Source organism: Streptomyces barkulensis, assembly GCF_002843305.1.
Classification (GTDB): Bacteria; Actinomycetota; Actinomycetes; order Streptomycetales; family Streptomycetaceae; genus Streptomyces; species Streptomyces barkulensis.
This window is the reverse complement of the sequence record NZ_PGSG01000109.1, coordinates 65,136-76,707: the sequence shown is the minus strand read 5'-3', so window position 1 is coordinate 76,707 and position 11,572 is coordinate 65,136. Positions and strand designations below refer to the sequence as shown.

Genomic DNA, 11,572 nt, shown 5'->3' with positions numbered 1-11,572 from the left:
GTGTTCATGGTCCGCGACACCTCGCAGATGTTCATCACCGGACCCGACGTGGTCAAGGCGGTCACCGGCGAGGAGATCACCCACAACGGACTGGGCGGCGCCGACGCGCACGCCGCGACCTCCGGAGTGGCCGGCTTCGCCCACGACGACGAGGCCGAGTGCCTGGAGGACGTGCGCTATCTGCTCTCCCTGCTGCCGGCCAACAACCGGGAACTGCCTCCCGTCGTACGCGGCGGCGACCCGGCCGACCGGCGCTGCGAGGCCCTGGCCGACCTCGTCCCCGCCGACGGCAACCGCGCCTACGACGTGCGGGCGGTGATCGAGGAGATCACCGACGACGGCGAGTACTTCGAGGTGCACGAGGCCTGGGCGCGCAACGTGGTGTGCGCGCTGGCGCGCATCGACGGCCAGGTGGTGGGGATCGTCGCCAACCAGCCCCAGCAGCTCGCCGGCGTGCTGGACATCCACGCCTCCGAGAAGGCCGCCCGGTTCGTCTCCACCTGCGACGCCTTCAACATCCCGCTGGTCACCCTGATCGACGTGCCCGGCTTCCTGCCCGGCGTGGACCAGGAGCACGACGGGATCATCCGGCACGGCGCGAAACTGCTGTACGCGTACTGCAACGCCACCGTGCCGCGCGTCTCCGTCGTCCTGCGCAAGGCCTACGGCGGCGCGTACATCGTCATGGACTCCCAGTCCATCGGCGCGGACCTGACCTACGCCTGGCCGACCAACGAGATCGCGGTGATGGGCGCCGAGGGAGCGGCGGGTGTCGTCTTCCGGCGGCAGATCGCCGCCTCCGACGACCCCGAGGCCACCCGGGCGAGGCTGGTCGAGGAGTACAGGTCCGAGCTGATGCACCCCTACTACGCGGCCGAACGCGGCCTGGTCGACGACGTCATCGACCCCGCCGACACCCGGCGGGTCCTGGCCCGTTCCCTGGCCATGCTCCGCCGCAAGCAGGCCGACCTGCCCGAACGCAAGCACGGCAACGTCCCGCTGTAGTGGCCGGAGCCCCCTGGGAAGCCCCCGGGAAGCCCCTGGGAAGCGGTGGCCGCCGGCCCGTCCAGGCAGGCGCGAGTCCCCGTCTAGGGACGGCTTCAACCATGAGTTCACCGGAAGCGGCGGCACGTCACGAGCGGGCGGCCGCCCGGCCCGGCACCGGGGCGGGGAGGGAACGAACCCCGAACCGCCCCGGCCGCCGAAACCCTCAGCAAGCGCCACGAGAGCGTCACGGACGAAGGGAACGGCAGTGGCCCGCACAGTTCCAACCGCCGGATGCCGACAGCGGCATCCGGTCCCGTCGAAGGGGAGGTAAGCGGTGGTACGCAGAGTCGTGATCACAGGTCTGGGCGTCGTCGCCCCCGGCGGGGTCGGCGTCAAGGAGTACTGGGAGCTGCTGACCGCGGGACGCAGCGCGACCCGCACGATCTCCTTCTACGACGCCTCCCCCTTCCGCTCGCGGGTCGCCGCCGAGTGCGACTTCGACCCCGCGGCGGCGGGCCTGAGCCCGCAGGAGACCCGCCGGCTCGACCGGGCCGCCCAGTTCGCCGTCGTCTCCACCCGCGAGGCGCTGGCCGACAGCGGCCTGGACGTCTCGGCCCTGGACCCGTCCCGGATCGGCACCTCGCTCGGCAGCGCGGTGGGCTGCACCACCAGCCTGGAGCGCGAGTACGTGGTGGTCAGCGACGGCGGCCGCAAGTGGAACGTCGACCACGAGTACGCGGTGCCCGAGCTGTACCGCCACTTCGTGCCCAGCTCCATGGCCGCCGAGGTGGGGCAGGAGGCCGGCGCCGAGGGCCCGGCGGCGGTAGTCTCCACCGGCTGCACCTCCGGCCTGGACTCGCTCGGCCACGCGGTCGAGCTGATCCGCGAGGGCACCTGCGACGTGATGATCGCGGGTGCGACGGAGGCGCCGATCTCGCCCATCACCTCGGCCTGCTTCGACGCCATCCACGCCACCACGCCCCGCAACGACACGCCCGAGAGCGCCTGCCGCCCCTTCGACCGGACCCGCAGCGGGCTGGTCCTGGGCGAGGGCGCGGCCATCCTGGTCCTGGAGGAACTGGAGAGCGCCCGCAGGCGCGGGGCCCACATCTACGCGGAGATCGCGGGCTTCGCCGCCCGCTGCAACGCCTACCACATGACCGGCCTCAAGCCCGACGGCCGCGAGATGGCCGAGGCCATCGACGCGGCCCTGGACGAGGCCCGCCTGAACCCGACGGCGGTCGACTACATCAACGCCCACGGCTCCGGCACCAAGATGAACGACCGTCACGAGACCGGCGCCTTCAAGCGCAGCCTGGGCGACCACGCCTACGCCACCCCCGTCAGCTCCATCAAGTCGATGATCGGTCACTCGCTGGGCGCCATCGGCTCCCTGGAGATCGCCGCCTGCGCCCTGGCGATGGAGCACGGCGTCCTGCCGCCCACCGCCAACCTGCACGAGCCCGACCCCGAACTCGACCTCGACTACATCCCGCTGACCGCCCGGGAACGGAAGACCGACACGGTGCTCAGCGTCGGCAGCGGCTTCGGCGGCTTCCAGAGCGCCATGCTGCTCGCCCGGCCGGAGAGGAGTGCCCGATGACAGCGACACCGACGGCGCCGGCGGTACGGCCCGCGCCGGCGGCCGCCCCGGCCGTACGGACCACCGCGGTCGTGACCGGCCTGGGCATCGCCGCCCCCAACGGCCTGGGCACCGAGGACTACTGGAGGGCCACCCTGGCCGGCGAGAGCGGTCTGGGGCGCGTCACCCGCTTCGACCCCTCCCAGTACCCCTCCACCGTCGGCGGAGAGGTCCCCGGCTACGTCGCCGAGGAGCACATCCCCAGCCGGCTGATGCCGCAGACCGACCACATGACCCGCCTGGCGCTCACCGCGGCCGACTGGGCCGTGGCGGACGCCGGCATCGCGCCGGGCGACCTGCCCGAGTACGGCATGGGCGTGGTCACCGCCGCCTCCGGCGGCGCGGTGGAGTTCGGCCAGCGCGAGCTGCAGAACCTGTGGAGCCAGGGCAAGGAGTACGTCAGCGCGTACCAGTCCTTCGCCTGGTTCTACGCCGTCAACACCGGCCAGATCTCCATCCGCCACAAGATGCGCGGCCCCAGCGGGGTGCTGCTCACCGAACAGGCCGGCGGCGTCGACTCCATCGGCCACGCCCGCCGCCACGTCCGCAAGGGCGTGCCCATGGTCGTCGCCGGCGGTGTCGACGCGGCCCTGTGCCCCTGGGGCTGGGTCCCGCAGATCGCCTCCGGCCTGATGAGCACCGTCTCCGACCCCTCCCGCGCCTACCTGCCCTTCTCGGCGGAGGCGAGCGGATACGTGCCGGGCGAGGGCGGGGCGATCCTCATCGTGGAGGACGCCGAGTCCGCCCGGGAGCGCGGCGCCGAGCACGTCTACGGCACCGTCGCCGGTTACGCCGCCGGCCTCGACCCCGCTCCCGGCAGCGGACGGCCCTCCGCGCTGCGCCGGGCCGCCGAGAACGCCCTGGCCGACGCCGGCCTGACCCCCTCGGACGTCGACGTCGTCTTCGCCGACGCGGCGGGCACCCCCGAGCTGGACCGGGCCGAGGCGAAGGTGCTGGAGGAGATCTTCGGCGCCCGCGGCGTACCGGTCACCGCGCCCAAGAGCATGACCGGGCGGCTGCTGGCCGGAGGGGCCGCGCTGGACGTGGCCACCGCGCTGCTGGCCCTGCGCGACGGCGTCATCCCGCCGACCGCGGGCGTCGCCGAGGCCGACCCGGACCACCGGATCGACCTGGTCACCGGTGCCCGCGAGACGGACCTGCGCACCGCGCTGGTGCTGGCCCGCGGCCACGGCGGCTTCAACGCGGCGCTCGTCCTGCGCCGCGCCCACTGAACCGCGCCCACTGAACCGGGCCCACTGAACCGGGCCCACCGAACCGGGCCCACCGGCCCCCGACCCCCCACACGCACCGCCGCATCCACGCACACCACAGAGAGGAACCAACATGTCCACGACCACCACGAAGACCGAGGTGACCCTGGCGGACCTGACCCGGATGCTGCGCGAGAGCGCGGGCGAGGAGGAGGGCGTGGACCTGGACGGCGATGTCCTGGACACCCCGTTCATCGACCTCGGCTACGACTCCCTCGCCCTGCTCCAGGTCATCGGCCAGATCCAGCGCGAGTACGGGATCGCGATACCGGACGACGCGGTCGTCGACGCCGAGACGCCGGGCGCCCTGCTGGACCTCATCAACTCCGGCCAGGCCTCCCCCGCCTGAGCCGGCCCCGGGCCGCCCTGCCGAACGCTCTCCGGCAGGGCGGCCGCTCCGGCTCCCAGCCCCCGTCACCGCGCCCCGCCCCCGTCACCAGCCAGTCCGTCTCCCGCTCGCCGAAGCCATCCGCCGCCGGGGATCCGGCCGCCGACAGGAGGGCCCATGCCGCTCACCGAACACACCGCCGTGGTCCGCAGGCTCACGGTCAGCACCAAGGGCGCACCGGCCGGGGAGGCAGGCCGCGGCGAACCGGTCACGGCCACCGCCGCCGCCGTCTCCGCGGTGCTGCGCGCCTTCGGCCGCTCGCCCGAGGACCTGCCCGCCCGTACGGCCGTCTTCGTCGGCGCCGCCCGCACCGCCGCCGGCCTCGGCGCGGAGCACGAGGGCTTCCCCGTGCACACCGCCTCCTCGCCCGGCCGCGCACTGCGCCGGGCGCACCGCGAACTGCTCGCCAAGAACGTCGACCTCGCACTCGTCGCCGGATTCGGCGAACCCCGGGCGGAGGCGGTCACCGTCCACGCCGTGCGGCGCGCGGCCGAGGCCGTCGCGGACGGCGACCCCGTGCTGGGCGTACCGGACTTCTCCGGAGAGGCATCCGGGACCCCCGACACCCCCGACACCTTCGACGACTCCGGCGACTCCGACGACACCCCCGTGGTCCGCCCCCTGCGGCACGGCGGCCGCAGCACCGACCCCGGCGGCGTACGACTGCTGCTGTGGTCGGGCCGGGACGAGGCCGACGAGGCCCGGGTGCGCGGCGAACTGCGCCCGATGGTCGACCGGCTCTTCCCCGAGGCCTTCCCCGTCCTGCCCACCGCGGTGCCCTGCGGACAGGAGCCCGGCCCGGTGCGCGCCGCGGTGGTCACCACCGCCGACCGGGCCGCCCCGGCGGTGGACGGTGCGAAGGCCGCCGTCACCGGCAGGCCGCGCCCGGTCGCCCTCCTCTTCCCCGGCCAGGGCTCCCAGCACACCGCGATGGCGGCCGGGCTGTACGGCCGGGAGCCGGTGTTCACCGCGGCCATGGACGCCGTGCTCGACCTGTTCGGCGAGGACGGCGAGGACGTCCGGGCCGACTGGCTCGCCGACGGGACCACCCGCACGCCGAGGATCGGCATCGACGACGTGCGCCGCGCCCAGCCGCTGCTGTTCGCCGTGGACTACGCGCTGGGCCGCACCGTCCTCGGCTGGGGCGTGCGCCCCACCGCCTTCCTCGGCCACAGCGCCGGCGAACTGGTCGCCGCGGTCTTCACGGGCGTGGTGTCGCTGCCGGACGCCGTCGGCATGATGCGCGAGCGGGTGCGGTACGCCGTGGAGATCCCGCCGGGCGGCATGCTCGCCGTCGGCTCCTCCGAGGAGGAGCTGCGCCCGTACCTGCGCGGCGACGTCGCCATCGCCGCGGTCAACGCGGGCCGGCAGACCATGCTGGCCGGCTCCCGCGCGCCGCTGGGCGAGGTCGAGGCGGCGCTGCGCGCCGACGGCCACACCGTCGTCGCCGTCCCCGCCACCAGCCCCTTCCACTGCCCGGCGATGGCGCCGGCCTCCGAGGCCGTCGAGCGCGCCTACCGCGGCGTGCGGCTGCGCCCGCCCGCGCTCCCGCTCTACTCCGGCTACACCGGGGGCCCGCTGAGCCCCGAGGACGCCCTGCGGCCGGACTTCTGGGCCCGCCAGCTCACCGACACCGTGTACTTCAGGCCCGCGCTGGACGAACTGCTCGCGGCCGACGACATGCTGCTGATCGAGGCGGGCCCCCGGCAGACCCTCACCGCGTTCGCCCGCCGCCACCAGGCGGTACGGCTGAAGGCCAGCGCGGTGGTGCCGATGCTGCCGGCCCGCCCCGGCGGTCCGGGGGAGGACCGGCGCTCGGTGCTCACCGCCGCGGCCCGGCTGTGGGAGGAGGGGCACGGCCTGGACCTGGACGCGGTGAGCCGGCTGTGGAACTGGAGCGCGGACGCCCCGCCCGCTCCGGAGACCCCCTCCCCGGAGACCCCCGTGGCGGAGGCTTCCGCGCCGGACGGCCGCTTCGGGGGGCACCGGCCCCTGACGGCCGTATGAGCACCCGTACGGCCCCTGCGAGCATCTGGTGGGGCCTGTACAGGTCGCCGGCGGCGGCGGGGAGCGGCCGCACGCTCCCGCCGCACCTCGCCCTCCCGGCGCCCGGCCACCACGGCTGGCTCCTCCCCGACGTCTCCTGCATCTCCGGCGCCCCCGGCCCTCCGGACCATCCGGCCCCCTCCGGCCTCCCCCGGCCGGCGGAACGCCCGCGGACGTAACCCGAACGGCTCTCGACCGCAGGACACCGGAAGCGCGCGCATCCAGCCTGGCTGTGTAGAGGTGGGCCCGGACGGGCCGGGGCGTTCGGCCGATCGCGTGGCCGGCGCTGTCGCTCGCTGGAGGTGCCGGATGCCGCAGGTGCGGGTGTACGTGTCCATACCGCTGCCGGTGGAGGAGGTGTTCGGACGCCTGGCCGACGGGTGCGGGCTGGCGGCCTGGCACTCGGGCGTGGTGTCGGTGCGCCGGGTGGGTTCGCGGGAGGAGGAGTACCGGTACCGGTTCCCCGGGAGGCGGCGGGAGTGCGTGCTGCGGCGGGTGGTGTGCGAGCCGCCGTCACGGGTGTCGTTCGAGGGGCAGCGGATGTGGACGCCGCTGGGATGGCAGATGCCGCGGTACGACTTCCGGCTGTGGCCGTGGGAGGGGGGCGGATGCCGGGTGGAGGTGGGGGTGAGGTGTGTGCTGGGGGGCGCGATGGTGCTGCTGTGGCCGGTGGTGGCGTGCGGGTGGCGGCGTGATCTGCCGGCGGACGCGCAGGCGCTGTACGAGCGGCTGACGGGGGCCGGGGAGCGGGAGGCGGAGGCCGCCGTGGCCGGGGTGGGACCCGTGGCGGGCGGCGGCCCGGCCGGCGGTCCGTCCGGCGCCGGCCCCGCCGGGACGGCCCGGGGCCAGGAGGCCGGTCCGCTGCCGCCCGCCTCCCCCCGGCCCTCTCGTTCCGCACGCCGCTTCCGTTTCCCGGCCCCCAACGGCTGACCGCCCCGAACGGCCGGCCGCCCCCGACGCCCACGGCCGGAGCGCCCGGCCGCCCCGGCCGCCCGGGCGGAACGGATAGGGTGCGGCCGGACGTACCGAGACGGCCCGGGGGGATGGATGCCGTTCACACTCAGCCACGCCGCCGCCGCGCTGCCGGGGATCCGCGCGGACGGGAGAGGCCGGGGACCGCTGGTGGCGTCCGCCCTGGTCGCCGGGACGCTCGCCCCGGACACCGTGTACTACGCGGCCGGCTTCGCCCCGTGGATCATGGAGCTGGGCGAGTGCACCCACTCGGCGCCCGGCACGGTCACCGTGGACGTCCTGCTCGCGGCGGTGCTGCTGGGGATGTGGCTGCTGCTGCGGGAACCGCTGCTGGCCCTGCTGCCCGAGGGGGCGAGGGGACGGGCGTACGTGCTCACCCGCGGCCGCCCCTGGCGCGGCCGACCGCTCGCCGCCCTCCTGCCGTGGTGCGGGATCTCCGCGGCGCTGGGCGCCGCGACCCATGCCCTGTGGGACTCGTTCACGCACATGGACCAGTGGGGTGTGCGGTGGATCACCGTGCTGGACGAGCGGGTGCTGGGCGTCCCCCTGTACCACCAGCTCCAGTACGGCGGTTCCGCCGTGGCCCTGGTGGTCCTCGCGGCCTTCCTGGTTCGGGCGTGGCGCCGGCTGCCGCACTCCCCGGCGCCCGCGCTGCCCGTGCTCCTCGTCCTGCCCGCGCGCGGGCGGGCGGGCGTGGCGGTGCTGCTGGGGGCGGCGGCGGTGGCGGGCGCCGTCCACCGCTGTGCGAGGCGGGCCGGGGCGGAGCCGGAGGCGGTCCCGTGGGACGGGTACGTCCCCACCGCGCTGTTCGGCGCCGGCGCCGGGCTCGCGCTCGCGCTGCCGCTGTACGCGGTGGCCCTGCGGGCGGCGGCGGCCGCGCGGGACCGCCGTGCGGCCCGGACGTCCGGCGCAGGTGCGGCCCGTGCGGCCCGTGCGGCCGGTACGTCCGGCGCGGCCCGTGCGGAGGAGCCGGACGTCCGGCGGTCCGTCAGCGGCTGAGTGGATCGCGGTGCAGCAGCCGCACCCGCCCCTCCAGCATCGCGCCCAGGCCCTCCACCGCGCAGACGGCCGGCTGCTCGGCGACGTGCACCGGCATCCCGGTGGCCTGCCGCAGCATCGAGTCCAGACCCGGCAGCATCGCGCTGCCGCCCACCAGCATGATCCCGCGGTCCGCGAGGTCGGCCACCAGATCGGGCTGGCACTGGCGCAGCACGCCGCGGATGGCGTCCACCATCGCCGTCAGCGGGGGCCGGATGGCGGCCCGCACGCTCTCGGTGTCCACGTTCACCGTGCGGAACAGCCCGGTGGACACGTCCCGGCCGTACACCTCGGCCTCGGTCTGCCCGGGCGGGGCGACGGACATCGCCAGGTGCAGCGGGTGGACCGCCTGGTTGGGGAGCATCAGTTCGTGCTGGTTGCGCAGGTGCTGGACGACGGCGCGGTCGATGACCTCGCCGCCGACCGGCACCGTCTCGGAGGCGACGATCGACCCCAGCGAGAGCACCGCGACGTGCGAGGTGGCCGCGCCGCACATCACGATCATGGTGGCCTCGGGCTCCTCCACGGGCAGTCCGGAGCCGACGGCCGCCGCGATGAGGCTGTCCACCAGCTCCACCCGCCGCGCGCCCATCCCGGTGAGCGTCTCGATCGCGGCGCGCCGGACGAGCGGCTCGGCGTCGTGCGGGATGCACACGGCGGCGCGCAGCATCGGCTTGCGCCGCCAGGCCCGGCGGATGCGGTCGCCCACCAGGGCGCGCAGCATCCGCCGGGCCATGTCGATGTCCACCACGGTTCCGCCCGACACCGGCCGCACCACCCGGATGTGCTCGGGGGTGCGGCCCACCATCCGCTCGGCCGGGGCGCCGACCGCGATCAGGGCTCCGGAGCGGGTGTTGACGGCGACGGCCGACGGCGCGTCCACGATGACGCCGAACCGTTTGAGGTAGACCCGGGTCCTGGCCGCGCCGAGGTCGACGGCTACGGAACAGCGGCTCAGTTGCTCAAGACTGACGGTCACAGCGGCATCTCCCCGGACATGGCTCGATACGGGCCGCCGCCCGGCGGCCCCGATTCTCATCGTGGGGGCCGGGCGGCGGTCCCGCGCGCTGGACTGATCCGGATGGGCGAGGGGCGCCGCGGGTGCCGGAGGCGGCCGAGTTCCGCGTACCGCCGGGGAGGTGATGGCCGGTCAGGAGACGGGGCCGGGCACGGCGGGCTCCCCGGAGTCCCGCCCGGACCGCGCGTCCGGGTGCGTGCCCGGCTGCGCGCCGGACTGCGTACCGGACTGCGTACCGGACTGCGCGCCGAACTGGGTGCGGTACAGCTCCCGGTAGCGTCCGCCCGCCGCCATCAGCGTCTCGTGGGTGCCGCGCTCGACGATCCGGCCGTCCTCCACGACCAGGATCAGGTCCGCGGCCCGGACGGTGGACAGACGGTGGGCGATCACCACGGAGGTGCGTCCGCGCAGCGCCTCGGCCAGCGCCTCCTGGACGGCCGCCTCGGAGGTGGAGTCCAGATGCGCGGTCGCCTCGTCGAGGATCACCACCCGCGGCCGGGCCAGCAGCAGCCGGGCGATGGTCAGCCGCTGCCGCTCGCCGCCGGACAGGCGGTATCCGCGCTCGCCGACGACCGTGTCCAGCCCGTCGGGCAGGGAGGCGATCAGCCCGTCCAGCCGGGCGCGGCGCAGCACGTCCCACAGTTCGTCCTCGCTCGCGCCGGGCCGGGCGAACAGCAGGTTGGCGCGGATCGACTCGTGGAAGAGATGGCCGTCCTGGGTGACCATGCCGAGCGTGGCGCGCAGGGAACGGAAGGTCAGATCCCTTACGTCCACGCCGCCGAGCCGCACCGCGCCGCCGTCGGCGTCGTAGAGCCGCGGCACGAGCTGGGCGATGGTGGACTTGCCCGCGCCGGAGGAGCCGACCAGCGCCACCATCTGCCCCGGCTCGGCGCGGAAGGACACCTGGTGCAGCACCTGCTCGCCGCCGCGCGCGTCGAGGACGGCGACCTCCTCCAGGGAGGCCAGGGAGACCTTCTCGGCCGACGGGTAGGCGAAGTCCACGCGGTCGAACTCCACCGACACCGGGCCGTCGGGCACCTCGCGGGCGTCCTCGCGCTCCTCGATCAGCGGCCTGAGGTCCAGCACCTCGAAGACGCGCTGGAAGCTGACGAGCGCGCCCATCACCTCCACCCGCGCGCCGGCCAGCGCGGTCAGCGGGGCGTAGAGCCGGGTGAGCAGCAGGGCCAGGGCCACCACCGCGCCGGGGTCGAGCCGGCCGCGCAGCGCGTACCAGCCGCCGAGTCCGTAGACCAGGGCCAGCGCCAGGGCGGAGACGACGGTGAGCGCGGTGAAGAAGACGTGCTGGACCATGGCGGTGCGCACCCCGATGTCGCGCACCCGCCGGGCCCGCGCCGCGAACCCCTCCGACTCCTCCCGCGGCCGTCCGAACAGCTTGACCAGGGTGGCGCCGGGGGCGGAGAAGCGCTCGGTCATCTGCGTGCCCATGGCCGCGTTGTGGGTCGCGGCCTCGTGCGAGAGGCGGGCCAGCCGGGAGCCCATGCGCCGCGCGGGCAGCACGAACACCGGCAGCAGCACCAGGGCGAGCAGTGTGACCTGCCAGGACAGCCGCACCATGACCACCAGGGTGAGCAGCAGGGTGACGAGGTTGCCGACCACCGAGGACAGGGTGTTGCTGAAGGCCCGCTGGGCACCGATGACGTCGTTGTTCAGCCGGCTGACCAGTGCGCCGGTGCGGGTTCGGGTGAAGAAGGCGACCGGCATCCGCTGGACGTGGTCGAAGACGGCCGTGCGCAGATCCAGGATCAACCCCTCGCCGATGCGTGCCGACAGCCACCTGGCCAGCAGTCCGATCGCCGCCTCGGCCACCGCCACGGCCGCGATCAGGGCGGCGAGCCGTACGACCGTGCCGGCCGCCGAGCTCTCCACGATCGCGTCGACCACCCGGCCCGCGAGCACCGGGGTGGCCACGGCCAGCGCCGCCGAGACGGTGCTGAGCAGCAGGAAGAGGGCCAGCCGCCGCCGGTGCGGGCGGGCGAAGCCCGCGATGCGGCGCAGGGTTGTGCGGGACAGCGCGGGGGAGTGGTGCTGTTGGTCCTGGGGGGCGTGGCGCGCCTGGTACAGGGCGTTCCACGCGGCGGATTCCATACTCATCGCGGATCCTCACGTCGTCGTTGCCGTGGTCCGGACGGTAGGCCCTCAAGTCGACTTGAGGTCAAGGGCGGGTGGAGTCCGGGCGCGGCCGTTCAGCC

At 75.1% G+C, this 11,572-nt stretch carries 9 protein-coding genes; 7 read left to right on the top strand and 2 right to left on the bottom strand.

Annotated features, from left to right (window positions below; translation table 11 throughout):
• From CUT83_RS24935 to CUT83_RS24905, 7 genes are all read left to right on the top strand, one after another.
• A partial coding sequence (locus CUT83_RS24935; protein ID WP_277622946.1) for an acyl-CoA carboxylase subunit beta occupies positions 1–1,005 on the top strand: 1,005 nt, incomplete at its 5' end.
• A 316-nt stretch (positions 1,006–1,321) separates the two neighbouring features.
• Positions 1,322–2,590 (top strand): beta-ketoacyl-[acyl-carrier-protein] synthase family protein, encoded by a 1,269-nt coding sequence (locus CUT83_RS24930; RefSeq protein WP_101258072.1) that lies wholly within the window; start codon positions 1,322–1,324, stop codon positions 2,588–2,590.
• Positions 2,587–3,861, top strand: a complete 1,275-nt coding sequence (locus CUT83_RS24925) for a ketosynthase chain-length factor (protein ID WP_101258071.1) — start codon at positions 2,587–2,589, stop codon at positions 3,859–3,861. The genes CUT83_RS24930 and CUT83_RS24925 overlap by 4 nt, the downstream gene beginning before the upstream one ends.
• A 112-nt stretch (positions 3,862–3,973) precedes the next feature.
• The gene (locus CUT83_RS24920) at positions 3,974–4,249 is read left to right on the top strand and encodes an acyl carrier protein (protein ID WP_093852153.1); all 276 of its coding nucleotides are present in this window, start codon (positions 3,974–3,976) and stop codon (positions 4,247–4,249) included.
• A 156-nt stretch (positions 4,250–4,405) separates the two neighbouring features.
• Positions 4,406–6,295 carry an acyltransferase domain-containing protein gene (locus tag CUT83_RS24915; RefSeq protein ID WP_240958291.1) on the top strand — a complete coding sequence of 630 codons (1,890 nt, stop codon included), beginning with the start codon at positions 4,406–4,408 and terminating at the stop codon, positions 6,293–6,295.
• A gap of 348 nt (positions 6,296–6,643) precedes the next feature.
• A complete protein-coding gene (locus CUT83_RS31445) occupies positions 6,644–7,264 on the top strand; it encodes an SRPBCC family protein (protein WP_101258070.1) in 621 nt (206 codons plus the stop codon).
• A 117-nt stretch (positions 7,265–7,381) separates the two neighbouring features.
• The gene (locus CUT83_RS24905; RefSeq protein WP_101258069.1) at positions 7,382–8,305 is read left to right on the top strand and encodes a DUF4184 family protein; all 924 of its coding nucleotides are present in this window, start codon (positions 7,382–7,384) and stop codon (positions 8,303–8,305) included.
• Here CUT83_RS24905 and CUT83_RS24900 read toward each other — a convergent pair.
• Together CUT83_RS24900 and CUT83_RS24895 are read right to left on the bottom strand one after the other, a co-directional pair.
• Positions 8,295–9,323, bottom strand: coding sequence for a rod shape-determining protein (locus tag CUT83_RS24900; protein ID WP_093852149.1), 1,029 nt, complete (start codon positions 9,321–9,323; stop codon positions 8,295–8,297). The two genes, CUT83_RS24905 and CUT83_RS24900, sit on opposite strands and share 11 nt — an antisense overlap.
• Positions 9,324–9,494: 171 nt before the next feature.
• Positions 9,495–11,474, bottom strand: a complete 1,980-nt coding sequence (locus CUT83_RS24895; protein ID WP_101258068.1) for an ABC transporter ATP-binding protein — start codon at positions 11,472–11,474, stop codon at positions 9,495–9,497.
• Positions 11,475–11,572 lie beyond the last annotated feature (98 nt).

Bases quoted from the DNA above. Each gene is read 5' to 3' on its own strand.
- CUT83_RS24915 (WP_240958291.1), top strand. From the start codon at position 4,406: ATGCCGCTCACCGAACACACCGCCGTGGTCCGCAGGCTCACGGTCAGC.
- CUT83_RS31445 (WP_101258070.1), top strand. From the start codon at position 6,644: ATGCCGCAGGTGCGGGTGTACGTGTCCATACCGCTGCCGGTGGAGGAG.
- CUT83_RS24895 (WP_101258068.1), bottom strand. From the start codon at position 11,474: ATGAGTATGGAATCCGCCGCGTGGAACGCCCTGTACCAGGCGCGCCAC.
- CUT83_RS24920 (WP_093852153.1), top strand. From the start codon at position 3,974: ATGTCCACGACCACCACGAAGACCGAGGTGACCCTGGCGGACCTGACC.
- CUT83_RS24905 (WP_101258069.1), top strand. From the start codon at position 7,382: ATGCCGTTCACACTCAGCCACGCCGCCGCCGCGCTGCCGGGGATCCGC.
- CUT83_RS24925 (WP_101258071.1), top strand. From the start codon at position 2,587: ATGACAGCGACACCGACGGCGCCGGCGGTACGGCCCGCGCCGGCGGCC.